The 25,277-nt window shown below is 58.6% G+C and carries 21 protein-coding genes; 12 read left to right on the top strand and 9 right to left on the bottom strand.

The features are described from left to right. Positions 1-209: 209 nt before the first annotated feature. Complete coding sequence (gene moaA / locus QML71_RS04185) at positions 210-1,223, bottom strand: GTP 3',8-cyclase MoaA (RefSeq protein WP_282010650.1); 1,014 nt, start codon at positions 1,221-1,223, stop codon at positions 210-212. Positions 1,224-1,725: 502 nt separating this feature from the next. On the opposite strand from moaA, the gene QML71_RS04190 reads away from it, so the two are divergent. The 7 genes from QML71_RS04190 to amrS all read left to right on the top strand — a co-directional run bounded on the left by QML71_RS04190 (position 1,726) and on the right by amrS (position 9,089). Further along, the gene (locus QML71_RS04190) at positions 1,726-2,475 is read left to right on the top strand and encodes a NifU family protein (protein ID WP_282010651.1); all 750 of its coding nucleotides are present in this window, start codon (positions 1,726-1,728) and stop codon (positions 2,473-2,475) included. Positions 2,476-2,513: 38 nt separating this feature from the next. Next, a complete protein-coding gene (gene sufB / locus QML71_RS04195; protein WP_282010652.1) occupies positions 2,514-3,980 on the top strand; it encodes a Fe-S cluster assembly protein SufB in 1,467 nt (488 codons plus the stop codon). A gap of 96 nt (positions 3,981-4,076) precedes the next feature. After that, on the top strand, positions 4,077-4,826 hold the full coding sequence (sufC, locus tag QML71_RS04200) for a Fe-S cluster assembly ATPase SufC (protein ID WP_282010653.1): 750 nt from the start codon (positions 4,077-4,079) through the stop codon (positions 4,824-4,826). A gap of 9 nt (positions 4,827-4,835) precedes the next feature. Then, positions 4,836-6,155: a Fe-S cluster assembly protein SufD gene (gene sufD / locus QML71_RS04205; RefSeq protein WP_282010654.1), complete on the top strand. Its 1,320-nt coding sequence runs from the start codon at positions 4,836-4,838 to the stop codon at positions 6,153-6,155. Next, positions 6,148-7,401, top strand: a complete 1,254-nt coding sequence (locus tag QML71_RS04210; protein WP_282010655.1) for a cysteine desulfurase — start codon at positions 6,148-6,150, stop codon at positions 7,399-7,401. The genes sufD and QML71_RS04210 overlap by 8 nt, the downstream gene beginning before the upstream one ends. A 102-nt stretch (positions 7,402-7,503) precedes the next feature. Further along, a complete protein-coding gene (gene sufU / locus QML71_RS04215) occupies positions 7,504-7,956 on the top strand; it encodes a Fe-S cluster assembly sulfur transfer protein SufU (RefSeq protein ID WP_282010656.1) in 453 nt (150 codons plus the stop codon). A gap of 50 nt (positions 7,957-8,006) precedes the next feature. After that, the gene (gene amrS / locus QML71_RS04220; protein WP_282010657.1) at positions 8,007-9,089 is read left to right on the top strand and encodes an AmmeMemoRadiSam system radical SAM enzyme; all 1,083 of its coding nucleotides are present in this window, start codon (positions 8,007-8,009) and stop codon (positions 9,087-9,089) included. Between the two features lie 3 nt (positions 9,090-9,092). Here the strand turns inward: amrS and QML71_RS04225 are convergent, their stop codons facing one another. After that, complete coding sequence (locus QML71_RS04225; RefSeq protein WP_282010658.1) at positions 9,093-10,247, bottom strand: sensor histidine kinase; 1,155 nt, start codon at positions 10,245-10,247, stop codon at positions 9,093-9,095. A gap of 322 nt (positions 10,248-10,569) precedes the next feature. On the opposite strand from QML71_RS04225, the gene QML71_RS04230 reads away from it, so the two are divergent. Beyond that, entirely contained in the window at positions 10,570-11,043 is a 474-nt protein-coding gene (locus tag QML71_RS04230; RefSeq protein ID WP_282010659.1) for a flavin reductase family protein, read from the top strand. 15 nt (positions 11,044-11,058) lie between these two features. On the opposite strand, the gene QML71_RS04235 is transcribed toward QML71_RS04230, so the two are convergent. From QML71_RS04235 to QML71_RS04250, 4 genes are all read right to left on the bottom strand, one after another. Continuing rightward, positions 11,059-11,325 carry a hypothetical protein gene (locus tag QML71_RS04235; RefSeq protein ID WP_282010660.1) on the bottom strand — a complete coding sequence of 89 codons (267 nt, stop codon included), beginning with the start codon at positions 11,323-11,325 and terminating at the stop codon, positions 11,059-11,061. Further along, positions 11,322-13,823: a tetratricopeptide repeat protein gene (locus QML71_RS04240; RefSeq protein ID WP_282010661.1), complete on the bottom strand. Its 2,502-nt coding sequence runs from the start codon at positions 13,821-13,823 to the stop codon at positions 11,322-11,324. The genes QML71_RS04235 and QML71_RS04240 overlap by 4 nt, the downstream gene beginning before the upstream one ends. Positions 13,824-13,932: 109 nt before the next feature. Continuing rightward, positions 13,933-16,089: a VWA domain-containing protein gene (locus QML71_RS04245; RefSeq protein ID WP_282010662.1), complete on the bottom strand. Its 2,157-nt coding sequence runs from the start codon at positions 16,087-16,089 to the stop codon at positions 13,933-13,935. Beyond that, positions 16,086-17,003: a DUF58 domain-containing protein gene (locus QML71_RS04250; protein WP_282010663.1), complete on the bottom strand. Its 918-nt coding sequence runs from the start codon at positions 17,001-17,003 to the stop codon at positions 16,086-16,088. Before QML71_RS04250 ends, QML71_RS04245 begins: the two co-directional genes overlap by 4 nt. Positions 17,004-17,311: 308 nt before the next feature. Between QML71_RS04250 and QML71_RS04255 the strand changes: the two genes are divergently transcribed. After that, positions 17,312-17,857, top strand: coding sequence for a leucine-rich repeat domain-containing protein (locus QML71_RS04255; protein ID WP_282010664.1), 546 nt, complete (start codon positions 17,312-17,314; stop codon positions 17,855-17,857). Positions 17,858-17,968: 111 nt separating this feature from the next. Further along, on the top strand, positions 17,969-18,325 hold the full coding sequence (locus QML71_RS04260; protein ID WP_282010665.1) for a hypothetical protein: 357 nt from the start codon (positions 17,969-17,971) through the stop codon (positions 18,323-18,325). Positions 18,326-18,365: 40 nt separating this feature from the next. Here the strand turns inward: QML71_RS04260 and QML71_RS04265 are convergent, their stop codons facing one another. Continuing rightward, the gene (locus QML71_RS04265; RefSeq protein WP_282010666.1) at positions 18,366-21,014 is read right to left on the bottom strand and encodes a fused MFS/spermidine synthase; all 2,649 of its coding nucleotides are present in this window, start codon (positions 21,012-21,014) and stop codon (positions 18,366-18,368) included. A 225-nt stretch (positions 21,015-21,239) separates the two neighbouring features. Between QML71_RS04265 and QML71_RS04270 the strand changes: the two genes are divergently transcribed. Together QML71_RS04270 and QML71_RS04275 are read left to right on the top strand one after the other, a co-directional pair. Then, positions 21,240-22,307: a peptidylprolyl isomerase gene (locus tag QML71_RS04270; RefSeq protein ID WP_282010667.1), complete on the top strand. Its 1,068-nt coding sequence runs from the start codon at positions 21,240-21,242 to the stop codon at positions 22,305-22,307. 157 nt (positions 22,308-22,464) lie between these two features. Beyond that, a complete protein-coding gene (locus QML71_RS04275; protein WP_282010668.1) occupies positions 22,465-23,142 on the top strand; it encodes a DUF3386 family protein in 678 nt (225 codons plus the stop codon). 80 nt (positions 23,143-23,222) lie between these two features. Here the strand turns inward: QML71_RS04275 and QML71_RS04280 are convergent, their stop codons facing one another. After that, positions 23,223-24,227, bottom strand: a complete 1,005-nt coding sequence (locus tag QML71_RS04280; protein WP_282010669.1) for a nucleotidyltransferase family protein — start codon at positions 24,225-24,227, stop codon at positions 23,223-23,225. Beyond that, a complete protein-coding gene (gene mtnA / locus QML71_RS04285; RefSeq protein ID WP_282010670.1) occupies positions 24,224-25,264 on the bottom strand; it encodes an S-methyl-5-thioribose-1-phosphate isomerase in 1,041 nt (346 codons plus the stop codon). Before mtnA ends, QML71_RS04280 begins: the two co-directional genes overlap by 4 nt. Positions 25,265-25,277: the final 13 nt, after the last annotated feature.

Below are 25,277 nucleotides of genomic sequence, written 5' to 3' on the forward strand. Positions count from 1 at the left end.
TAAGAAGAGGGGGATCATGATCCTGGGATAGGCGATGGGCGGCAGGCAGGGTGTACCATAACTCCATTTGGACTGCTGTTTCTAACTTGAGGAAAAGCGGGTTTCAATGGCCGGATTTTATCTATAAAGGGTAAGTGCGGCGGTGCAGAAAGTGCAAATAGCGGAGACTAGGAGATGTTGGGTGCGCCCGGGTTTCGAATACGCTTCGGTCAACCGCCGATGGCGTGCATGGCGCGTGCAGGGCGTTCGAAATCGTCGAGGTTGATCTTGTGCCCCGGTTCCTTGATAACGAGGGCGGCGCGGATGCGCTGTTCGATGTCGGCGTCGGTGGCTTCGTCGTGGCGCACCAATTCCTTGAGGTCGTGCTCGTTGGTGGAAAACAGGCAGGTGCGCAGTTTGCCGTCGGCGGTCATGCGGATGCGGTTGCAGTAATCACAGAACGGATTGCTGACCGCGGTGATGATGCCGATCTTGCCTTTGCCGTCGGCGAATTCGTATTCGCTGGCCGGTCCGATTTCGAGCGAGTCTTTGATCGGCATGATCTCGAACTTCTTGCTGATGAGGTCGATGATCTCGTGACCGAACAGCACCTTGTCGCGTTCCCAGATGTGGTCTGCGTCGAGCGGCATGAATTCGATGAAACGGATTTCAAACCCTTCCGAGCGACCGAGATCAACCAGCTTCAGAATTTCCGGTTCCGAGAAATTGCGCATGGCGACCGCGTTGACCTTGATGGGGAATCCCGCTTCGCGTGCGGCGTCGATGCCTTCCATCACCTGGTCGAGGCAGTCGCGGCGGTTGACGTGGGTGAACTTGTCCTTGTCCAGGGCGTCGAGGCTGATGTTGAGCCGGTCCAGTCCCGCGTCCTTGAGCGCCTTCGCGTGTTGTTTCAGGAAGAAGGCGTTGGTGGTCATGGCGATGTCTTCAATGCCGTTCACCGTATTGAGCATGCGCACCAACTCCGGCAGATCCTTGCGCAGCAGCGGTTCGCCGCCGGTCAGACGCAGACGGAAAATGCCCATTTTCGACACCACACCGACGATGCGGGTGAGTTCCTCAAATGAGAGCAGGTGCGAGCGGTCCATGAACTCGACGTTGTCCGCAGGCATGCAGTAGGTGCAGCGGAAATTACAACGGTCGGTGACGGAAATGCGCAGGTTGACGATGCGGCGGCCCATGCCGTCGATCAGGATCGGGCGTTCTTGGCTCTCGGAGATGGACATCGGGCTTCCTCTCGCGTCGGGTGTGACGCCCGGTTTATCAGCCGGCAGGCCCCGGGCGGGCATTGCCCGCAAACAGCGCAGGCATGAGTTCTTTTGTTCGAATTATACCCTGTTTGAAAAAGCGATGTACACCCTAAATCATGGTCCGCCGGGGGCTGGGAGGAGGGCGCCGGGGGGATGGATTCGGGAGGCTCAGCCGGCACGTCGCGGGCGGCGCCGGCAAGGACACCCTGGGGACGGTCTGCAACCCTGGATACGCTGTGCCGCCCCGGACCGGGGAAAAGCCGAAAAATCCTTAAAAATATGAAGATTTCGGGTATTTCGAAGGAACCTGACAGGCCTCTGTGCATCTAATCTTACAAGAGGCCCTGAAAGGCCTCGCAAGTTTGCCCTGATTTTCCCAGTGGTTTGATATACAATGGAGCTCATCTGGATAGAGGACTCAACGTGTTTTCCCGATACGGGGAAATATTTGTAAAACGTTTAAACATAAAGTTTTACTATGTCTGTTGCCGAAGAAAAGTTTTCCGCAAAATTTGAAGAGGCCGCATCCAAGCCGAAACACCGTGGGGCTTTCTACCAGGAAGACGCCACGGAAAAGGGCATGGCGTTGGTCGAAGCCAAATTCAAGGATATGAAGTTGTACTGGCTGGTGGACGTGGGCGAAAGCCGGGTGTACAGTGCCAAGTTCTTTGCTTACGGCGGCAAGGTGTCCGTCGGCATTTGCGAACAGTTGTGCGCCATGGTCAAGGGGCTGACCCTCGACGAAGCCTGTTCCCTTCTGGGAGCTGATGTCGAGCGTGCCCTGCGTGACGATCCGGATGAACCGGCGGTGCCGGAGTCCAAGAAAACCGCGTTCGGCAATGTTCCGGAACTGCTCAAGATCATCAAGGAAAAGTTCCCCGAAGCCCAGGCCGTGGCCCAGGCCTCCACGTCCATCAAGGACAGCGGCGCCGGCAAACCGAAAAGCGCCCGCGAGTTGACCATGCAGGAGCAGGCGTGGATGGATTTGGACGAAGCCGACCAGATCAAACAGGTGGATCTGGTGCTGGATGAAAAAGTCCGCCCGGCATTGATGGCCGACGGCGGCAATATACAGGTTATGGAAGTGGTTGACGGCGAGCGGGTTCTCGTCCAGTATCAAGGGGCTTGCGGTAGTTGCGGCTCCTCGCTGGGGGCCACCCTGTCGTTTATCGAGCGGACTCTCAGGCAGGAGCTTTACGGCGACCTGCAGGTCGTCCCCAATATGTAACACGTTTATCGAATCCGTCTCTTAAGGAGTTGGAATATATGTCAAAGGAACCCACCCGGAGCGTCACAGACGTCGATGAAGTCCTGGAGAACCGGGGTGAATACAAATACGGCTGGCGGACCCTGATCGAATCCGAAACCTTCCCCAAGGGATTGAACGAGGACGTGATCCGGGCCATCTCGAAGAAAAAAGAAGAGCCGGAGTTCATGCTGGACTTTCGTCTCAAGGCCTACAAAAAATGGCTGGAGATGAAGGAACCGAAATGGCCGAACGTGCATTACCCGCCGATCGACTATCAGGCAGTGTCCTACTACTCCGCGCCCAAGCAGAAGGAAAAACTGGAAAGCCTGGATGAAGTCGATCCGGAAATCCTGCGCACGTTCGAGAAGCTGGGCATCCCGCTGGAAGAGCAGAAGCGGCTGTCCAACGTGGCCGTGGACGCGGTGTTCGACAGCGTCAGCGTCGCCACCACGCACAAGAAGAAGCTGATGGAAGTGGGCATCATTTTCTGTTCCATTTCCGAAGCGTTGAAGGAGTATCCGGAACTGATCGAGGAGTACATTGGCACCGTGGTGCCGGTCGGCGACAACTATTTCGCCGCGCTCAACAGCGCCGTGTTCACCGACGGATCGTTCGTGTTCATTCCGCCGGACACCATCAGCCCGATGGAGCTGTCCACGTACTTCCGCATCAACACCGAGGAAACCGGGCAGTTCGAACGCACTCTGATCATCTGTTCGGACAACAGTTACGTGTCGTACCTTGAAGGCTGCACGGCGCCGCAGTTCGATACCAACCAGCTGCACGCGGCGGTGGTCGAGCTGGTGGCTCTGGACAACGCCGAAATCAAATACAGCACCGTGCAGAACTGGTATGCCGGTGACCCGGAAACGGGCAAGGGCGGCATCTACAATTTCGTCACCAAGCGCGGCAAGTGCCAGGGCAAAAAATCGAAGATTTCCTGGACGCAGGTGGAGACCGGTTCGGCCATCACCTGGAAATACCCGAGCTGTATCCTGCAGGGGGACGACTCGCAGGGCGAGTTCTACTCCGTGGCGCTGACCAACGGCCACATGCAGGCGGATACCGGCACCAAGATGATCCATATCGGCAAGAACACCCGGTCGAGCATCATCTCCAAGGGCATTTCCGCGGACCATTCCAGCAACAGCTACCGCGGCCTGGTGAAGGTCAACAAGGGCGCCACCAATGCCCGCAACTACACTCAGTGCGACAGCATGCTGGTGGGGGACAAGTGCAGCGCGCACACGTTCCCCTACATTGAAACCGGCAACAGTTCCGTGCAGGTGGAGCACGAAGCCTCCACGTCGAAGATCAGCGAAGAACAGTTGTTCTATTTCGAGCAACGCGGCATCTCCCGGGAGAATGCCATCGCCGCCGTGATCAACGGCTTCTGCAAGGAAGTCTTCAAACAGCTTCCCATGGAGTTCGCCGTCGAGGCGCAAAAACTCCTGACCCTGAAGCTGGAAGACAGCGTCGGCTGAGTCCCATCATTTGGCAACACCGTCCAGCCAGGCATGGGGACCCTTCCCGGTCGATGCCTGGCTGGCTTGTTTTGAAAATCAGAGAGGAACAGGCTAATGCTTGAGATCAAGGATTTGCACGCCGGATTTGAAGGCGTCGAAATCGTCAAGGGTGTGTCCCTGACGGTGAATAGAGGAGAAGTTCACGCCATCATGGGTCCCAATGGATCCGGCAAGAGCACGTTGTCGAAAGTGCTGGCGGGCCACCCGGCGTACGAGGTGACCGCGGGCAGCATCACCTTTGACGGCAAAAACATTCTGGATATGGACCCGGAACAGCGGGCGCTGGAAGGCATCTTTCTGGGATTTCAGTATCCCGTGGAGATTCCCGGCGTCAACAACGCCGAGTTTCTGCGCATGGCGTACAACGCGCAACGCGTGCACAAAGGCGAAGACGAACTCGATCCGCTGGAATTCGACGACCTGCTGGTAGAAAAAATGAAGCTGGTGTCCATGGACCCGCGTTACAAGGACCGGGCGCTGAACGACGGCTTCTCCGGCGGTGAAAAAAAGAAAAACGAAATCCTGCAGATGGCGGTGCTCAATCCGCAGCTGGGGCTGCTCGACGAAACCGACTCGGGGCTCGATATCGACGCCCTGAAAGCGGTGTCCGCCGGGATCAACAAGCTGGCCAGCAAGGACAATGCGCTGATCCTGATCACGCACTACCAGCGTCTTTTGAATTACATCGAACCCCATTTCGTGCATGTGTTCTCCCATGGCAAAATCGTCAAGTCCGGCGATAAAAAGCTGGCGCTCGAAGTCGAGGAGCAGGGTTACGATTGGGTTGCCACGGCGACGAAGTGAGGAGAGGGTATGTCCACGACCATAGATGTTCTCAGTGAAAACGAGCAGGCCGTTCTCGACCTGCACAAACAGTTTCTGCAACAGGGCGCCGTGCCGGCGCTCAAGCCGCTCAACGAAGCGGGCATCCAGCGTTTTGAAACGCTGAAATTCCCGCACCGCAAGCACGAGATGTACACCTTCGTCAACACCACCGATCTGGCCGCCACCGCGTTTCAACTGGCGGGCACGGGCGAGGTCGATGCGAAGGCGGTGCAGGCGGAAATCTACCCGGCCTGCAAAGACCGGGTGATCGTGTTCGTCAATGGCGTTTACGATGAGGCCTTGTCCAACACTTCCGGACTCGAAGCGGGCGTGACCCTTCAGCCGCTTGCCGACGCGGTGGCCGATGCACAAATCAAAGATTATCTGCTGCACACGGTGGACGAGGAAAACGACGTGTTCGCCGCCATCAACAGCAGCTTCGCCAAAGATGGACGGGTGTTGACCGTTGCCGAAAAGAGCGTCATCGAGAAACCGGTGCAGGTGCTCTATGTATCGACCGGCACGGCGAACGGCGCCGTCACCTCGCATCCGCGCCTGCTCGTGCGCTTGCAGCCTCTGGCTGAATTCAAGCTGTCGGCCAAGTATGTGGGGCAAGGTACGGGATATTTCGTCAATGCGGTTCAGGATTTCATCGTTGAACCGGACGCGGGGTTGACCTACTGGCAGGTGCAGCGGGACGAGCCCGGCGCCTGGCATGCGTCGAAAATCCGCGTGCAGTTGCAGCGCAACAGCCGTTTTGTGTGCACCAACGGTTCTTCAGGCAGCCGCCTGGCGCGTCACCACTACGAGGTGCGGTTGCAGGACGAAGGCGCGGAACTCAACATGCACGGCTTTTCCGTGTTGAAGGATCAGGAGCAGGCGCACAACTTCGTGCGTGTGCATCACGAAGCTCCGCATTGCACCAGCAACCAGTTTTTCCGCAACGTCATCAATCACAAATCCCGTTCCAGTTTCGACGGCACCGTGATCGTCAACAAGGACGCGCAGTTGACCAACTCCGACCAGTTGATCAACAACCTCATGCTGTCGGATGAGGGCAAGGCGGACGTCAAGCCCAACCTGATGATTTTCGCCGACGACGTCAAATGCACGCACGGCGCCACGGTCGGGCAGCTCGATGAAGACCAGTTGTTTTATTTGAAGACCCGCGGCCTCTCGGAAAAAGTGGGCAAGTCGATGCTGACCACGAGTTTCGTCGCCAGCATCATCAACGCGGTGCCTTTTGCGGATGTGGTGCAGGATTTTAACCAACACTTGTTGAAAAAACTGGAGGCCGAACATGTCTGATTCCGGCACCGTGACGTCATCCAAACCGGTTTTGGATGTTGATAAAATTCGCAAAGATTTCCCCGTGCTGTCGCGGCAGGTCAATGGGAAACCGCTGGTGTACCTGGACAACGCGGCCACCACGCAGAAACCCTGGGCGGTGATCGAACGGGTTCACAAATTCGATTCGGAAGAGTACGGTACCGTGCGCCGGGGCGCGTACAAGATGAGCGAAGGCTCGACGCAGATGTACGAAGAAGGCCGGCAGAAGGTGGCCGATCTGCTCGGCACGCCGGACCGCAACGAGATCATTTTCACCAGCGGCACCACGCAGTCGGTCAACCTGGTGGCGCAGAGTTACGGGCGCAAGTTCCTCATGGAAGGCGACGAGGTCATCATCTCGCAGATCGAGCACCACGCGAACATCGTGCCCTGGCAGATGATCACCGAAGAAAAAGGCGCCACGCTCAAAATCATTCCCTGCAACGACAAGGGCGAACTCCTCATGGAGGAGTACGAAAAACTGCTCAGCCCGAAAACCAAAGTCGTCGCCGTCAACCACGTGTCGAACGCGCTGGGCACCATCAACCCGGTCAAAGAGATCATCGACCTCGGCCACAAGGCGGGTGCGGTGGTGTTGATCGACGGGGCGCAGAGCACGCCGCACATGAACCTCAACGTGCGCGAACTGGATTGCGATTTCTACACGTTCTCCGGCCACAAGATGTACGGCCCCAGCGGCATCGGCGGCGTTTATGGCAAGATGGAGATTCTGAAATCCATGCCGCCCTATGTGACCGGCGGTGACATGATCCGGCAGGTGACGTTCGACAAGACCACTTTCAACGAGCCGCCGTCGCGGTTTGAGGCGGGCACGCCGCCCATCAGCCAGGTCATCGGTCTCGGTGCGGCCATCGATTACATGCAATCGGTCGGCCTCGACAAGATTGCCGAGTATGAACACAGCCTGCTGGAGTACGGCACGCGCCTGTTGCAGGAAATCGACGGCTTGCGCATCATCGGCACCGCCGACAACAAGGCCAGTATCCTTTCGTTTTATCTGGATGCGATCCATCCGCATGATATGGTGACGCTGCTCGATCAGGATGGCATCGCCGCGCGCGGCGGGCATCATTGCGCCCAGCCGACGATGCAACGGTTCAAGGTTCCGGCGACGACGCGCGCCTCGGTTTCGTTTTACAATAAAACCGAAGAGCTGGATCTTCTGGCCGAAAGCATTCGGAAAGCGATCAAGATTTTTTCCTGACCGGGAGCCCCGCTCCTGGCGTCGGAAACGGTTTCGTCACCCGGCACCCCACACGGATAGGGGGAGCTGTTTGTTATGAAAATGATTTGAAGGTGTTTGGGGATGTCATACAGCAACGAGTTGTACCAGCAGGTCATACTGGATCATAACAAGAAGCCCCGCAACTTCCGGGAAATCGACAACGCCACGCATCAGTGCCACGGCTTCAATCCGCTGTGCGGCGACGATTACACCGTGTTCCTCACTGTGGGCGATGACGGCATCATTCAGGACATCAGTTTCATGGGATCGGGCTGCGCCATTTCCAAAGCGAGCTCCTCACTCATGACGCACAATCTGAAAGGCAAATCGATCGACGATGCCAAGATCATGTTCGACGAGTTCCACCGCATGGTGCTGGGCGAATTCGATCCGGAAAGCGAAGACAATCACCTGGGCAAGCTGTCCCTGTTCAAGGGCATCCGCGAGTTTCCGTCGCGGATCAAGTGCGCCAGCTTGTCCTGGCATTCCATGGTGGGTGCGCTGGAGAAGAACGAAGATATCACCACCGAGTGAATCCGGAACCTCCCCCGGCACTCCGGCGCTCCTGAAATTTTAGGAGGTGGATGTTGCCAACCCTGACCTTAACCGATCTCGACGCCAAAACCCGTCCCGGCGACCTGTTCCTCCCGCTGGATGACGGCAAGCTGATCTGCACCGCCTGCGGTCACCGCTGCACACTGAAACCCGGTCAGCGCGGCGTCTGCAAAGTCCGTTACAATCTGGACGGGCACCTCCTTGTGCCTTTCGCCTACACGGCGGGAGTGCAGAACGATCCCATCGAAAAAAAACCGTTCTTCCACGTGCTGCCGGGCAGCGAGGCGTTGAGCTTCGGCATGCTGGGCTGCGATTTTCGTTGCGCCTATTGCCAGAACTGGTTCACCTCGCAAACCCTGCGTGACGACCGCGCCACGCAGAGCAGTCGCCCGACGACACCCGGCGAACTCTGCGACCTTGCAGTGCGCCACGGCTCAAAGACCCTCGTCTCCACTTACAACGAACCGTTGATCACCAGTGAATGGGCGGTCGAAGTGTTCAAGGAAGCGAGAACACGCGGGCTGGTGACGGGGTATGTGTCCAACGGGCACGGCACCCCGGAAGTGCTGGACTACGTACGGCCGTGGCTCGACCTGTTCAAGATCGACCTCAAATGTTACGACGACAAAAAGTATAAGCTCCTCGGCGGCAATTTTCATGAGGTGCTGGACACCATCCGCCAGGTGCACGCGATGGGGTTCTGGACGGAGATCGTCACCCTCGTCATTCCGGGTTACAACGACAGCGACCAGGAATTGAATGCGATCGCCGAATTCATTGCTTCGGTTTCCCTCGACATTCCCTGGCACGTCACCGCGTTTCATCCCGATTACAAAATGGGCGACACCGGCAGGACGCCGGTCGAGACGTTGCAGCGGGCGCGGAGTATGGGCCATGCGGCGGGACTGCGCTATGTGTACGCGGGCAACCGGCCGGGAGAGGTCGGCGATTCCGAAAACACGGTCTGTCCCGGCTGCGGCAAAACCCTCGTCACACGGTATGGATTCAAGGTGCTGGACAACGGCCTGGTGGATGGGGCGTGTCCGGATTGCGGAAAGAGAATTCCCGGCAGGTGGACGGGAGTGGATGCGGGAACGGCTCCTGCGGCGTAGCCGTCAGGTGGCCGGGTGGCGGTCGATTTCGAACAGGAAGGTCGAGCCCTTGCCCTGTTCGGTTTCGAACCAGATGCGGCCCTGGTGCAGGTCTTCGATGATTTCACGGCAAGACAACAGGCCAAACCCGTTGCCGTCCGGCTTGGACGTGTACACGTCCTTGAACAGCACCTCTTGGATGTCGCTGCTGATGCCGCAGCCGAAATCCTGAATGGCCACCTGAAGACGGTCCCCCACATTTTTCATAAACACGTGGATCTCTCCCTCCGCCTCTGTGACGTAGCCGGCGTTGATGAGCAGGTTCTGCACCACCCGTTTGATGTCGAGATAATTGAACCTGCCACGGTGTGAGATGCCGTTGTTCTGGATGAGAATGCGTTTGCCATCGAGATGCTTGTGCATGTTGATTTCCCGGATGGTTTCTTCCAGCAGCAATGACATGTCGTATTCCGATTTGATGCACACCACCTGCTTGCTCTTGATGCGCGAAAGCCCCTGTTCGACCATGGTCAGCAGATCGCTTTTGACGGAAGAAATGGTGTCGTGGCATTTCTGCGCGGTGTCCCAACCCTGACGCGGCCTGTGTTCGTGCTCCGTGCCGCGCAGGTTGCCCAGCAGTTCGAACGCCCAGAACTCGGCGTAACCGAGGGGCGTCAGGCAGTTTTTGAGATCGTGGGTGAACGTGCGGAGCGACATGATATCCTGTTCGAGAGAACTCAACAGGCCGCGGATGTGCGCCGACAGAATCTGCAGCATCTCCCACAGGGCTTCCGGATTGCTGCCCACCGAGTTGCGGAACTGTTCTTCGGTGACTTCCAAAAGCAGGCTTTCCTGCAGAGCGTGGGCGTTGGCGGAGCGCGGTTTGAAATCGATCAACGCCATCTCGCCCAGAAGGTCGCCGCTGTGCAATGTGGTCAGCGTTTTTCCGCCACGGCTGACCTGGATCTCCCCCGAAAGAATAACGAACAACGATTTGCTGGTGTCGCCTTCATGCAGGAGAACGTCTTCTTCTTTCAAATGCACTTCCCGGCTTTCCTGCAACAGCGTTTCCAGAACGGAAGCATCGAGCAAACCGAAAACTTTGGTCTTTCGCAAAAGCGCCAGTTTGGAATCCAGAGTGTCCCAGGACGGATTCGGTTGACTTGTATCGGACGCCATAGGATAAAATCCCGTAAACTTTTAGAGATTGGAAGTTGATTCCCATCCTAAAGAAATTTGAAGAGAGGTTCAATGATTTAAGATCGACTAAATACTTTATAGGAAGTCTGAAGCCATTGAAATATAAGGAGTTTTTATTTTAACTTGATTTGGTTTGCGGAAAGTATGTGAGGGGGAGCAGGCTTCTACGCTGGTCAAACACGTTGAATTTTAGGACAATAAAAGAAGTTAAGTTGAGGTTTCCAGTAGAGTTCGTGTTGCAATTATCAACTTGTGCGAAATTTTTAATTTGGTTTCGTCTATTTGAGAAAAGGAGTTCGTTTTGCGCAACAAAAAACAGATCGGCAAGGCCCTGGGCCGGGTTCCCAGCGGATTGTTCATTGTGACGGCCGCACACGAAGATCACGAGGACGCGGTGCTGACAAGCTGGGTCAATCAATGTGCGTTCGAACCTCCGGCATTGAGCGTTGTGCTGGCGACAACGCGTCCGGCGAGATTGCTGGTCGAGGCCTCCGGCGTGTTCATCCTGAACATTCTGGGGAAGGAGTCCAACAGTCTGCTCAAGCATTTTTTCAAGCCACCCACGGATGGCGATATTTTTAAAGGGTTGAATGTCAGCAAGGGGCACAAGGGGATCAAGATTCTCGATGATGCGGTGGCCTGCCTGGAATGTGAGGTGAAAAATCAGCAGAAATGCGGCGATCACATTCTGTACACGGCGGAAATCGTCGGTGGCAAATCGTTGAAAGGCGGGGAGCCGTACGTGCACGTGCGGGACACGGGGTTCAGCTATTGATGGGGGGCGGGCGGATCACTCCAATCCCAGCATTTGCTTGAAATCCGTCCGCGTCCACAACCAGTAGAACAGGGTGACGACGAAGATGAATGCCGACACGCTGCCGATGATGGCGAACACCAGGCGTTTTGGGTTGGTCTTGTAGTAATCCTTCACGTCCACGGCGAAGCTTTCGACCACGCCTTCGTCCGGGCGTTTGCGCCAGGTTTTGTCCACGACATCCTTGCTGTAAATGATGCCGATGATGACCAGGATGATCAGAATTTCAATAGCGCCGATCATGGTTGCGCGATTCCTTCCCGTGTTGAACGGTTCAGGGTTTCGGGAGCCGGTGTGGGGTCAAACGAAATGAGTTTTTTCGGAGTCTGAATTTCGGGGGTGCTCCAGGCACAACGGAATCCGTAATCATCCACCATCGCAGCGGGGGAACCGTTGTTGCGAAAGGAAGCGTACACGAAAGACCGAAGGTCCCGCCACGAACCGCCCTTCAATACTTTGAATTCGCCGCCGATTTGACCCTTTGGATTTGTTTTGTGATTTTCTTCTTTATAATACTCCCGGTCATACCAATCGTCCACCCATTCTTTAACATTTCCCAAGAGGTGAAACACGCCATACGGGCTCTGCCCTTCGGGCATGGAATCCACCGGGACCATGACGCGGTGGCGGATGTCTTCACTCCATTGCAGGTTGTAGCGGCTTTTTTGCGGTGTGATGGGATCGTTGCCCCAGGGAAACAGAAATCCGTCAGGGCCGCGCGCGGCTTTTTCCCATTCCGCTTCCGTGGGCAGGCGTTTGTTTTTCCACTGGCAATAGGCGGCAGCACCGAACCAGCTGACGTTGTTGGCGGGAAAATCTTCCAATCCCCGGCGTGGCACGAAACGGTCCGTTTTTTCGATGGTGCTGTACTTGTTGACGCTGTGAAACCGTTTGGTTTCCGGCATGGCGTTTAAGAATTCCGCAAACTCGGCAGCGCTGACTTCGTATTTGTCGATGTGGTAGGCGTCGAGGTACACCTTGTGTTGCGGCGCTTCATCGTCGCCGTGGTGGTCCTCTCCCATGATGAAGAATCCTTCCGGCACGTTCACCATGTCCGCAGGCGCCACCTCGCCGATTTTTTTCAACAGGGCGCGGGCTTCGTCCGCCAGTGGGCCTTTCGGCTGTGCGGAAAGAAATGCCTGCAATCTCGGGTGCGCCGCCTCGGCCTGTCCGTTCTCAAAGAAAATCCATCCGGCAAAAAAATCGAGTTCGGCCAGGTCCGGAAACGACCCGCGGGCATCCGTCAGGTCACCGACCATGCCGTCCACCGCCATCGCGTCTTTCGCCTCGAAGGCTTTCTGATACCAGGTCCGGGCGGTCTCAAATTCTTTTTTGATCACATGATAGAACCCCAGGTTCATGTGCGCGAGGGTGGTGAAACGGTTCACGCGCGGGCTGGCCTGGAGACCGCGCTCGGTCCACTCCACCGCCTTGTCCAGCTGGCCCATGCGGTAGTGAACCCATCCCATCTGCACGTAGCCCGGCAGGTGCTGCGGGGCGCGTTCGATCAGGTGTTCATACTGCACGATGGCCGTGTCGTAATCGCCCATCAGGTAATAGGCCTCGCCCATGCGTTCGTTGATTTCCAGCCGTGCAGGGAAAGTGCGTTGCATCCATTCGAACACGCCCAGCGCCAGTTGACCTTCCTCCATTTCGAGCAGGATGTTGCCCATGCGCATGCGTGTTTCAAACTGGCCGGGTTGCAGGCGGTCCAGAAGCTTGGTGTGCAGCAACGCGGCGATGTAGTTTCCCGTTTGCAGGTAGAGCCGCGACAGGATGTCGTGCACGGCGGGGAACCCGGGATCGCGCTCCGCCACCTGCAGGAACAACTCGATGGCTTCGTCCGTGCGCTCGGCTCCGGCATACGCCAACCCCAGGTTGAACATCGACGACAGATTATCCGGGTCCGCCTTCAACGCTTTTCGGTATTGCTCAATGGCTTTGTCCTGCTGGCCCATTTCCGAGTAGATGTTGCCCAGGTTGTTGAGCGCATCGAGGGATTGCGGATTGATCTCCGTGGACAGGGTCAGGTAGAACACCGCCTCCTCCGCATGCTGGTTGCGGTAGAAGGTGATGCCGACGTTGGAAAAGTAAGCGCCCAGCGTCTGCCGCGTGTTCAGGTTGGCCATGAAATAGGGCGCCTGCTCGCCGACGCGGAAGCGGTCGCGATAGTACGGGTCCGGCAACTGGGTGCCGCCCTGCGTGGTCTCGATGTTGGCGCGGTACTCAGGCGATTCGTAACGCACGAAAAAATGATTGGGCAGGGCCACGCCGTGCAAAGGCAGGTCGAGCCGCTGGCCGAGGATGAGGTACAAAAGCGACAGGTTCATGCAGTAGCCGCGTTGGGTTTCCAGCAGCCCGTGCAGAAACAACTCCGCCGGCACCGTCGGCATGCCCGCCTCATCGACGGAATCCGTGAATCGGTAGCCTCCTTCTTTGTGGATGAGGTCGGTCAGGATTTCTACCGTCTGTTGCGGCGTCGGTTTGGCACCGAGGCGCAGCCGGGCTTTTTCAGTGAGCCCGTCGAGCTGCTTGCGCAACCGGTCCAGATCCAGCGCCGGTTGCCAGTGCCGCGAAATCTGGAGCAGGGTTTCGGCGAGGTCGATCTGTTCCGGCGGTCGCTTCACCGCGTTCTGGATCGCCTCTTTGGGATCGGTGGCAGCGGTTGCGGTCCACGGCATCCACACACTGAACACGAGCAGGAAAACGAGAACGGGCCATCGGGACAAAAGGAGTGTCATAGCAGTGCCGGAACCTTTCGTTGAGGAGAAAACGGGTTTTGTTGAAGCGCCTTCATTATAACAAATGAACCGGCCTTGGCGAGGGGCCGTCTTCGCTTCATTTAGGGCCTCATTCGCGCCGGATCATCCAGCCTTCCACCATAAACATGCAGGCCAGCAGAAACAGGAACGGGCCGGCCAGCGGCATGCCGCCATCCACCTGGCTGGACTGCTTCATCTCCGTATCGCGCGTCACCGTCACCGCGATTCCCGGCAGCAGTTTGGCGACCTCTTTCGGCGTCAACGTTGTGGACACCGACTCGGCGGTATCGAGATTCACCGTCACCGTGCCGATGTAGCGTGCGTCGGCAGGCAGTTGATTGACGCGCGTCCCGGTTTCCCCCTCGACGCGTTTTTCTTCCGGCGCGGTGGTGGACTGATGCAGCCGGTACGCGCCGGGCGTCAGCGTGGACTCGAACCGGATCAGGCCTTCGTCCGTCTTTTCGAGCGCGGTGATGAGGCCGCCGGGCCCGGCGATGTAGGCATACGGCGCCACGTCTTCCAGTTCGATGGCCTGCCCCACCTTGAGGTCCTGCTCGGACAGGCTCTCCAGGCTTTGCGCGATGTATTTCACCCAGCGTTGCAGCCACGGCAGAAATGTGGGTTGGATGGGAAACTGGTTCCAGTCGCGGTCGAGACTGCTGAGGTACAGCAGCACCTTGCCGCGCCCAAACTCCGATTCGATCAGCGCCGGGTATTCGTTGGTGAAACGCATGGGCACGCGGTAGTCGCGGTCCGGGCGCGGTTTCACGCTGAACAGCGCGTGAAAGGGCACCTCGGCGATTTGCTGCATGGACGCGCCCTGGAAATTTTTGAGTACCGGGTGCGGGCTGTCCGTGCCTTGCAGGTGAAAGGGTTGGGCCTTCGCGTCCACCTGGTTCAGGGTTTGCAGCGTGACGGGCAGCAGCATGCCCATTTTTTCGTTATAAAACTTGGCGTCCACCTGGTCGCCCAAAGCGACGAACAGGCCGCCGCCGCGTTTCACAAACTCTTCCAGCTGGCGTTCGTAATCGAAAGGCAACGCCCGCACATTGCACAGGATGATCACCGAAAACGGGTCCAGCTTGCGGTCCGCAAGCTCGGCGAGTGTCGAGACGGTCGGTTGGATATCCGTCACCGTGGCGTGGAACGGATTGAGCGCTTTTTCCACGTAAAACGATTCATTCTGGTGCGACACACCGCGCGGGTCGCCGTCCACCACCAGCACCTGGATTTTGCGGTCGGGCTGAAACGAAAACAACCGCCGGTTGTCCACGTTGAGGCCGTCGTCCTGGATTTCGATGTAGCCCTGCACCGCCTCGCGGCCGGTGTACGGGAACGAGAAGGCCTTGTCCACCTTGCCGCCGGCGGGCACGTCGATGAAATCCTCGCTTTGGGTTTTACCATCGACCACCAGCGTCACCCGCAATTGCGAGATCGGCGTGTCCGGCATCAGGTTCATCACCCGGGCGTTGACGCGCAGGATGCGGCGGTTCGTCAAAAATTCCTGCGTGAGGTCCACGTGCTCCACCAGCGCCCGGTTTTTTTCCATGCGGTGCGCGGAGAAATCGATGATTTTGACGGGGACCGAAGACGGTCCTTCGGCAAGGTCCTCCAACGCGTCCTCCTTCCAGCCATTCTGGTCGAGATCGGTCAACACGAAAATGCGCCGGTTTTCTTCCTTGGCATTGTCCAGCAGATGAAAGGCCTGCTGCAAACCCTGGCCGATGTTCGTGGTCTGGAACGACGGTTTGGAAAGTTTGAGCAGCTTGACGATCTGTTCGGGGTCGCCGGTCCAGTCCTGCACCACCCGGGCCGGATCGCCGGCGTAAACGAGACTGAAGCTGTTGTTGGCGGGCAGGCGTTCCAGCAAGGACGCCGCCAGCTCCACCGCCTTGTGGTACAGCGTCTGATCTTTGGCCTGCGCCGCCATGCTGTAGGAGTTGTCGAGGACGAGCACGTTGGCGGCGGGTTTGGAAGGCAAAAACTCCTCCGGTCCGCCGAACGAGAAGATCGGGCTGGCCAGCGCCAGACTGAGAAAGGCGATCCCCAGGCAACGGAACAACAGCAGCAGGAGCCGGTTCGGTTGCGAACGGCGGATGCTGCGTTTCTGTGCCTGCTCCAGCAGGTACACTGCGGAAAACGGCAGCCGCTTCTGCTGGCGGCGCGTCAGCAGGTGCACCATGACGGGCAGGGCGATGCCCAGCAGGCCCAGTAGAAACATCGGCGATAAAAACTGGAGATTCATAATTTAAGGAGGCTGTTGCGGCGCAGCAGGTAATAACGCAGCGCCTGTTCCAGTGGCGTGGCGGTGTTCAGAAACTGGTAATCGATGCCCAGCGACGGACAGTTGGTTTGGAAATGGCTGATGAAATCCTGCACGGTGGCTTTGTATTGGTCGCGCACGTCTTCCGGGTTCAGCCCCACCGGCGGGTCGTCCTCCAGCGATTCAAACACGATGTCGCCGTCGAACGGCAACTCGATCTCGTCCGGGTGCAGCACGTGGAACAGCAGCACCTCCAATCCGCGCGAGCGAATCAGGTTCAATGTTTTCAGCACATCGTCATCGCGCACCAGCAGGTCCGAGATCATGACCAGCATGCCGCGTCCCGGCAGGCGTTCGATGATGTCGCCGACCACTTCGCTGACGTGGGTTTCGCCTTCAAAGCGGCAATTGCCCAGAGCGTGCAGGATGTGCTGGAAGTGCGACGGTTTCGAGCGCGGCGGGATGTGCGTGGCGATCGACCGGTTGAACGTGAGCAGGCCGACGGCGTCGAACTGCTTGAGCAGCAGGTACGAAAACGCCGCCACCAGCGTCCGCACGTACTCGGCCTTGGGGGAAGCGTCCTGCTTTTTGAGCGGCGATTGGTACCCCATCGAACCGCTGGTGTCCAGCAGGATGGTGCATTTCAGGTTGGTGGCCTGTTCGAACTGCTTGACGTGGTATTTGTCGGTTTTGCCGACGACCTTCCAGTCGATGTGGCGGATGTCGTCGCCCGGCGAATAGGCCTTGTACTCGGCGAACTCGACGCTCGATCCCTTGTGCGGGCTGCGGTGCTGGCCGGAGAGCAGGCCCTCGACCAGGGTGATGGCGCGCAGGCTGAGTGACGATATCTCCGCCAGCGTTTCGGCGTTATAAAGGGACTGGGAATCTTCCGCCATCTCGTCGGTGTCGCGTCGGTCGGTTGAAAGGATTGCGTTGACCTGCTCATCATCTCATAATTACCGCCCGGCGGGAATAGGGTCCCTGCCTTCACACCGTCGGAACGGCTCTCGGAATGAAACCGTGGAGGTGCAGCCCTTGGTTGACAAAATAGCAAGGGGGACTACAATTGACGACGACTCAGACGGGTCCGGGACGACACCTCGGTGTGAATCTGACCGGCCCCCGGGATTGGGTATATATCGGGGTTCCAAAACCAACCAAGAATGCTTATACTGAAATGACTAGACCGTTTAACGATCAACCCGTGGACGCTCTCATTGGGAAACTGTTGAGCGCCGACGGCACCACCCTCGACCTGCATGTGAAGTACATCGGGGACGACGGGGTCAAACAACTGGCTCAGGATGCACGGCTGAAAAACCTGAGGCAACTGAACCTCGAACGGAACGAACTCACCGTCGAGAGCATTCGGGCGCTGGCGGACTCGACCGTCATCACTCAATTGACCTGGCTGCACCTGGAGCGGAACAATCTGGAGGACGACTCGATCCAACTCCTCGCCGGATCGGCCAACTTTTCGCAGTTGAAGCAATTGAATCTGTGGAAGAACAAGGTGGGACCCGCAGGAGCCCGGGCCATTGCCGAGTCGCTGCACCTGTCCGGGCTGGAAGTGCTGGACCTGGCGCAGAACCAGGTCGGCGACGAAGGCGCCCGGGTGTTGTCGGAATCCATGACCCTGACGGATTTGAAATACCTCGATCTGTTCGGAAACGGTCTGAGCGAGGAAGGCCAAAAGGTCGTTAAAAACTCGGAGACTTTCGCCAAAATCAAGGATCTGATCCTGGCCTGAAACTCTCCACAGGAGGGGACAATGCAAACCTGCCAAACAGTATCTCTGCGTGCGCGGTTTTCAGGCTGGATGGGGTTGATCCTGATAGGGCTCCTGATTTTTAATGGAGCGATGTTTTCTGCGGAAACGGCGTTTTCCGCCCGGAACACGGAAGATGTGTCGAAGCGGGATTTCGACAGCGAAACCACCGATGCGTCCCGGCAGGCCAAAGAGAAATTGGACGGGGCCACCAGTGGCATCACCGGCATTTTCACCGACATCAAGAACTGGTTTGTCGGCATCTACACCGGTTTTGACAACTGGATGAAAGGGGTCTTCGGTTTCGACCGCGGCGAAGGCACGGAAGCCTTTTTCGGCAGCATCATTTATTTCTTCCTGATTCTGGTGTTCCTGTTCGTGGGCAAGTTTGTGTACAACATCTTTTCGGGTCTCTTCAAATACAAAGGCGGCCGCTCCCGGGAGCGCTAACGTTTCCGCGGGGATGGACCCGCCGCATCCTATCCCGCATTCAGCGCAGCGGCGCAGCCGCCGGGATCCAGCCGTTGTCCTGCAACCGCAGCGGACGACCGTCCAGTCCTTCCCGAAACGCCCGCACCCGGGCCATCGCCTCCGCGTACGCTTTTTGCGCGAACAGCGCATGCCCCGGTCCCCGATAGCGTTGGGCAAACACGGACAGCCGTTGCGCCGTCCGCACCTGAAACCGGCGTTCATAAAAAAGCCTCTCCTGCGGCGTCACCCCGGTGAGGGGCGGCGGCCGGCCCACCCGTGCCAGCAGTAAATTCAGAAACGTTTCATCGGTGTCCTGCTTGAGCGGCGGCACCAGCACCGCCTGGGAATGTTCGAGGATGCGGTTGTCGTCGGTGATGACGGGGACGCTGGTCAGCATGAAATCGAGCTGGTCAGCGCTTGTGATGTAAAAATCCATGGCGTCGATGAAGCTGTTGAGGCCGATCTCCACCGCCAGCGTTTTCAGTTTTGGATGCCGGGCGACCGCATCGAATCGCTGCTTGTCGAGCGTCACTGGATTTTCGGAACCCACCAGCAGCACGATGCGTGTCAGAAAACTGTTCCACACGGAGACGTGCGGGAACTCGGCGCGGAAGGTCTTGAGGATGGCGCGCGCGTCCTCGGGCGTCACCAGGTGCAGCGGCAGCCATTGCATCATGAGGCCGCCGTCTTTCAACTGTGCCCGCGCTTCTTTATAAAACTCGCGCGAGTACAGGTTGTTCACGCCCGCCTGCACGGGCGACATGGGTTCCAGCGTGATCACGTCATAGCGCCGGTCTGTCCAGCGGATGAAGCGGCGCGCATCCTGGATGTGAAGATCGACGCCGGGTTGCGTCAGCGCCTGGTGGTTCCAGCGTTCGAACCAGGGCGCCATGTCGAGCACATTGCGGTCGATCTCCACGCCATCCACCTGCACGGCAGGAAACTGCGCCACCGTGCCCAGCGTGTTGCCGGTGCCGAAGCACATGACCAGCGCGTCTTTCGGGTCGGGGTGCAGCAGCATCGGCACAAAGCCCATGGCCTGCATGTAGGCGCTGCCGCTGATGGAGTCGGAAGCGGTGGCGGTGCTGAATCCATCGACATACAACGTGCGGCCGCCTGTGCGTGTGTCCTCGACCACGCTCAGCGTGGAGAAATCGCCTTCCTTATAAGCCAGCAATTTCAGCCGGTCGGGCGGCGTGTCGATCTCGATGCGGGCGAGGTTGCGTTCGCCGGGCGCGTGTGTCGTCACCGACGGAGGGGAGGCGGCGAAGACGACCGCCAAGATGGCCGCGGCCGCGGCATACGCTTTGGCAAAACGACGCGGTTGCGCACCCCGCTGCCACACCCAGGCCGTGGCGGCGAGCATCAGCAGCCCGCCAAAAAGTAAAAACAACGAACCGCGGATGCCGAACAGCGGCACGAAGACGAACGGCGTCAGCACGGTGCCCAAAATGGCACCCAGCGTGTTGACGGCGTAGCTGTTGCCGAGCGTCCGCTCCACCGTGCCGAACAGGGCGAAGTGGATGTGGCCGGCCAGCGGGAAGATCATGCCGAAACCGAGCGTTGGCAGAATCATGAGGCCGAACGCCATGAGCGATCGCATCCACAAGGTGCGCGTGGCGGTGGCGTCGAGATCGTAAAACATGCGGTCGAGCTCGTGGGTCCATACGGTCAGGTGGTCCAGTGCCGGGATGGCCAGCAATCCCAGCAGGGCGACGGCGATCTCTACGGCGACGAACTTGACCACCCAGTTGCCGGGACCGAGGATTTTTTCCGCCACCAGGCTGCCCAGGCCGATGCCGAACAGGAACGTCGCCAGAATGATGGCGAAGGAATAGAGCGAGTGCCCGAGCGGAAACACGAGGATGCGGGTCCACAGGATTTCACTCGACAAGGCCACCATCCCCGAAAAGAAAAACAGGAACAAAAGCAGCCACGCCAGCCGGCGGTCGAGAGGTGTTTCCGCTTTCCGTTTTTTGGATTTGGTTTCGGATTTTTCAGGGGCGGGCTTGGCGGTGTCCGTCTTCGGTTTCCACAGCCAGCAGGCGATGCACACCAACAGATTCAGCGCCACCGCCGTGAACAACGTGTTCTCAATGCCGAGCAGGCGCGTGCCCACGAACTGCGTGTAGAGCACGCCGCCCGTCGCCCCCAACGTGTTGACGCCGTACAACAGCGACAGGTCGGAGAAGATGCGGCTTTGCTGATCGCCGATGCACCAGCGACCGATCACCGGCAGCGTCGCGCCCATCATGAAGGTGGCGGGCAGCATCAATAGCGTGGCCAACACGAACTCCCAGAAATGCAGCAGCGTCTCCGAGCCGAATGACAGGTTGAGCAAGAGCGGATAAGCGATTTCCAGCAGGTGCAGCAGGAACGGAAACGCCAGCGCATACAGGGCGATGATGCCTTCGAGAACGCCGTAAAAGCGTACCAGACCGTGGGGCGTCGAGGTGAAGCGCGGCAGCACGCGGGCGATGCCCCACGCGCCCAGCGCCAGGCCCGTCATGAACGCGCACAGCACCGCACTGATGGCATACAGCGTGCCACCGATGAGGAGGGTGATCTGCTTGATCCACAGCAATTCGTAAGTCAGGCTGGTCCAGCCGGACAGGAACAGGCAGCCATAGAGGATCAGCCCCCGGGAGTGAAGTGGGTTCCAACGCATTGAAAGAATTGCCTCAAAGTGCGGGGTGATTCTCACACAATCGGCAGGGGGAGTCAACGTTGAGGCGTGTGACGCCGTCGGACAGGACGCGGGCGTCGTGCCGACTGTGCCTTGCCTGCCTCATCCGGGAATGCTATTCTCTTTTTCATCTTTTCATTCAAGTGCCTCCACCGCCAGGTGGCCGGGTTCCGATCAATCGATTTAAACATGAAGGACGCTATGAGCATGTGGGTTTCGTATTTTAGAAAGTGGGCCGCCCTGGCGGTATTGGGACTGGCGCTGGCCGCGGTGCCGGTGGCAGCGGAACCTGAATATTTTCAGGAAGATGTGACCGGAGACATGGATCTCCCCAAGGTGGTGGCCCGGGTCAACGGGGTGGACCTGGAGTCCAAGTACATCAAGTTTGAGATGAACCGGTTGTTGCAGAACCGCAAGGAACCGCTGCCGCTGGTCAAGCGCAAACGCATGGCGGTGGACATTCTCGACCGGGAGATCAATCGCGAGTTGATTTACAAGGAGGGCGGCAAAGCCGGGTACAGCGTCACGCCGGAAGCGGTGCAGGAGCAATTCGACAAGCTCAGGGAAAACTATGAGTCGTATGGCGCCTTCCAGCAGGCCCTCAAGCAGCGCGGTCTCACCGAAGCCGAGATCAAAAAGTCGATCGAGGTGGATCTGACGGCCAATGACCTGTTGCGCGACCAGGTCAAGGGCAAGATCCATGTCACCGACGAGCAGGTGGAGCATTTCTACAAGGAAAAGAAAAGCGTGTTCCAGCGGCCCGAAGCGTTTCGCGCGCAGCATATTTTCGTTCCCCATATTCCGGTCGATGTGATCGAGAAGGCGTCGATGGACCAGTTGAAAGAGGTGATGGCGGAGTACAGCCGGGAGGCCAAAAAGAAAATCGACGCGGTGTATGAAAAGGTGAAGGCCGGGGAGGATTTCGGCGACCTGGCGCGTCAGCACTCGGAAGATGCGGCCAGCGCGGAAAAGGGCGGCGATCTGGACTTCATGTACAAGGGCGTGCTCGATCCGGAAATCGATGAAGCGGTCTCGAAACTCCAGGTCGGCGAGGTCAGCGGTGTCGTCAAAAGCAAGTACGGCTACCACATCCTGAAGCTCAACGACACCAAGCCGTCGGAAGAGGTGCCCTTGGATGAGATCCGGGGGTCCATCCAGAATTACCTGTTCACCACGGGAGCGGAAAAAATGATCGAGCGTTATATCGATAGCCTGCGCAAGAAGGCGGAGATCGAGGTGTTTTACCAGCCGGTTTTGCACGAACCCGTCCGCTGAAGAAGCTCTTCGACCCGCCCGGCGGCCTGTGCTAGAATGTGGCCTTCATCGCTGGCTGACAGGAACCTGAGGTGAGGGCGCGCGCGGCGCTCCCTGCCATCAAAAAATATATTTCGCCACGTTTTCTAAACCATTTGGAATACCAAGGAGTTCGATCATGACCACCTACACCAAACCGGAAGATGTTCAAACCGCCGCGGAAGACGATCCGCAGGCCCGCAAGGCGATGGAAGAGGTGTTTTCCAACACCGCCCGCTGGGATGCCGACTTCAACGGGTTCACCGCCGATGTGACGGTCAACCTCAATGGCAAGGAAGAGAAGGGCACCGTCACCGTCAAAGGTCCGAAAGAAATCGAGACCAGCCTGAAAGACGAGAAGCTCAAGGAATTCGCCACGGAAAACCTGGCGTCGATCGCCATGCACCGTGGCCCGCGCTCGTTCGACCAGTCCGACGGCAAATACAAATTGTCGTTTGGCGACGACGGCACGCATCCCCTGGGACGCATCGTCAGCATGGGCGGCGACGGCATGAGCTCGTTCTACCGCATCAAGGAAGGGCGCATCCGCCAGATCAACCGCAAGACGCCGCACATGGCGTTTTCGATCAATATCGAAGACAGCGTGAAGAATCCGGAAGGCAAGTTCCTGACCAAGAACTACACGGTGTATTACTTCAACCCGAAAGACAACGCGTTGAAGAATGTCGAAAGCTACACCGACGACTACACCCGCGTCGGCGGTTACGATCTGCCCCAGCAGCGCCGGGTGATCGATTGCCAGAACAGCGAAGTGGTGGTCAGCACCCTGACTTTGGAAAACCACAAGACGCTGTAAGACGCTTCATACCAAAACGCAAAAACCCGGCGGGGTCCTCCCTGCCGGGTTTTTTTTATTTAAAACAAGTTGAGTCGTTGTCAGGCCTTCGACGCCCGCGTCTGGTCCTCGCAGCGTTCTCCCGCCGGCACCGTCACCCCGTCGCCCAGGATGGAGTGGCTCACGGCCGCCCCTTGTTGCAGCGTGACCCGTTTCCAGCACACCGTATTGTCCACCCGCACATCCTCTCCCACCACACAGCCGTCGCCCAGCACGGTGTAGGGTCCGAGTTGTGCACTGTCGGCGATGGTACAATCCTTGCCGATGTGCACCGGCGGGATGAGGGTGGCGCGGCCGGGATCGGCGGAGCGTTCGGGATGCCGCCAGCGCGCCGTGCCGTCCAGCAGGTCACGGTGGATGCGCCGGTAACTGGCGGGTTGGCCGATGTCGATCCAGTAGTCCTCATGGATGTAGCCGTACACCGGCAGGCCGTCGGCGATCATTTGCGGAAACACGTCGCTGGTGGTGCCGGAGAACACGCCGCCGGGAATGCGGTCGAAGATCATCGGGTCCATGATCTGGATGCCGGTGAAGGTGAATCGATGCGGCAGGCCTAAGGCGGAGGTCGAGGGCACGCCCGGCATGTGCACGATGCGGCCGGTGTCGTCGATCTCGATGGGGTCGCACGCCTCTGGCGAGTCGCCTTCCTTCAACACCAGCGTCAGCACCGATCCCTTTTCCTGATGGAATGCCAGCACGCGTTCGAAATCGATGTCGGCGACCACGTCGGAGTTCATGACGAGAAACGGTGCGTCGTCAAGAAACCGTTCGGCTTGTTTGATGCCGCCTGCGGTGCCCAGGATGGCGTCTTCCTGCGACCAGTTGATGTGCACGCCGAAGCCGCCGCCTTCGCGGAAATGCGCGATGACTTTTTCGGGCAGGTGGTGCAGGTTGATGGTGAGGTCGGTGATGCGCTGCTCGCGCAGCAGATCGAGGCTGTGTTCCAGCAGGGGGCGGTTCATGACCGGCACCATGGGTTTCGGCACCGTGAGGGTGAGCGGTCTCAGGCGCGTGCCGAAGCCCGCCGCCAGGATCATCGCCTTCATGCTTTCCCGGCCAGGGCTTTCAACGATTCGTTATACGGCGGCCGGGCGATGCCCTGCTCGGTGATGATGGCGGTGACGAATTCGTTGGGCGTGATGTCGAACGCCGGGTGCGCCGCCTCCACCCCCTCGGGCGCGATGCGGTGCTTGTTCAACGTCACCACCTCGTCGGCGCTGCGTTCCTCGATCGGGATGTCGTCACCGGAGGCGAGCGTGAGATCGAGCGTCGAAATCGGGGCGGCAACGTAAAACGGAATGCCGTGCTGCCGCGCCATCACCGCCACCATGTAGGTGCCGATCTTGTTGGCGACGTCGCCGTTGGCGGCAATGCGGTCGGCGCCGACCACCACCACGTCGATTTCCTGCTTGCGCATGAAATGCCCGCACATGTTGTCGGTGATGAGCTTGACCGGGATGTTGTCCTCTTTCAGTTCCCACGCCGTCAGGCGCGCGCCCTGCAGGAAGGGGCGCGTCTCGTTGGCCAGCACGCGCACGTTCTTGCCCGCGTTGACCGCCGCCCGCACCACGCCGAGCGCGGTGCCGAACCCGGCGGTCGCCAGCGCGCCCGCGTTGCAGTGGGTGAGGATGGTGTTGCCGTCGGCGATCAACGACTGGCCGAAGCCGCCCATCTTTTCATTGGTGGCGATGTCCTCGTGGTAGATCGCCATGGCTTCCTGTTTGAGGCGCTGCTTGAGTTCGGCAACGGGCAGATGGTTGTGCGCTTTCGTCACCGTCAGCATGCGGTCGATGGCCCATTTGAGATTGACCGCCGTGGGGCGCGCCTGGCCGAGCGCGTCGCATTGCTTCGCAAGCTGTGCGAAAAACGCGTCGTAGCCGGTGGCGTTGATCGAGTTCGCGCCCAAGCTGATGCCCATGGCGGCGGCGACGCCGATGGCCGGTGCGCCGCGGATGATCATGGTGCGGATGGCGTTGCCCACGTCTTCGATCGTTTTGCAATCGACAAATACGGTTTCGTTGGGCAGGCGGGTCTGGTCGATCATCCTCACCACGCCGTCGAGATATTCAATGGTTTTGACCATGTTCAGAACCGGT

The organism is Nitrospina watsonii (assembly GCF_946900835.1).
Classification (GTDB): Bacteria; Nitrospinota; Nitrospinia; order Nitrospinales; family Nitrospinaceae; genus Nitrospina; species Nitrospina watsonii.

Bases quoted from the DNA above. Each gene is read 5' to 3' on its own strand.
- moaA (WP_282010650.1), bottom strand. From the start codon at position 1,223: ATGTCCATCTCCGAGAGCCAAGAACGCCCGATCCTGATCGACGGCATG.
- QML71_RS04190 (WP_282010651.1), top strand. From the start codon at position 1,726: ATGTCTGTTGCCGAAGAAAAGTTTTCCGCAAAATTTGAAGAGGCCGCA.
- sufB (WP_282010652.1), top strand. From the start codon at position 2,514: ATGTCAAAGGAACCCACCCGGAGCGTCACAGACGTCGATGAAGTCCTG.
- sufC (WP_282010653.1), top strand. From the start codon at position 4,077: ATGCTTGAGATCAAGGATTTGCACGCCGGATTTGAAGGCGTCGAAATC.
- sufD (WP_282010654.1), top strand. From the start codon at position 4,836: ATGTCCACGACCATAGATGTTCTCAGTGAAAACGAGCAGGCCGTTCTC.
- QML71_RS04210 (WP_282010655.1), top strand. From the start codon at position 6,148: ATGTCTGATTCCGGCACCGTGACGTCATCCAAACCGGTTTTGGATGTT.
- sufU (WP_282010656.1), top strand. From the start codon at position 7,504: ATGTCATACAGCAACGAGTTGTACCAGCAGGTCATACTGGATCATAAC.
- amrS (WP_282010657.1), top strand. From the start codon at position 8,007: ATGTTGCCAACCCTGACCTTAACCGATCTCGACGCCAAAACCCGTCCC.
- QML71_RS04225 (WP_282010658.1), bottom strand. From the start codon at position 10,247: ATGGCGTCCGATACAAGTCAACCGAATCCGTCCTGGGACACTCTGGAT.
- QML71_RS04235 (WP_282010660.1), bottom strand. From the start codon at position 11,325: ATGATCGGCGCTATTGAAATTCTGATCATCCTGGTCATCATCGGCATC.
- QML71_RS04240 (WP_282010661.1), bottom strand. From the start codon at position 13,823: ATGACACTCCTTTTGTCCCGATGGCCCGTTCTCGTTTTCCTGCTCGTG.
- QML71_RS04245 (WP_282010662.1), bottom strand. From the start codon at position 16,089: ATGAATCTCCAGTTTTTATCGCCGATGTTTCTACTGGGCCTGCTGGGC.
- QML71_RS04250 (WP_282010663.1), bottom strand. From the start codon at position 17,003: ATGGCGGAAGATTCCCAGTCCCTTTATAACGCCGAAACGCTGGCGGAG.
- QML71_RS04260 (WP_282010665.1), top strand. From the start codon at position 17,969: ATGTTTTCTGCGGAAACGGCGTTTTCCGCCCGGAACACGGAAGATGTG.
- QML71_RS04265 (WP_282010666.1), bottom strand. From the start codon at position 21,014: ATGCGTTGGAACCCACTTCACTCCCGGGGGCTGATCCTCTATGGCTGC.
- QML71_RS04270 (WP_282010667.1), top strand. From the start codon at position 21,240: ATGTGGGTTTCGTATTTTAGAAAGTGGGCCGCCCTGGCGGTATTGGGA.
- QML71_RS04275 (WP_282010668.1), top strand. From the start codon at position 22,465: ATGACCACCTACACCAAACCGGAAGATGTTCAAACCGCCGCGGAAGAC.
- QML71_RS04280 (WP_282010669.1), bottom strand. From the start codon at position 24,227: ATGAAGGCGATGATCCTGGCGGCGGGCTTCGGCACGCGCCTGAGACCG.
- mtnA (WP_282010670.1), bottom strand. From the start codon at position 25,264: ATGGTCAAAACCATTGAATATCTCGACGGCGTGGTGAGGATGATCGAC.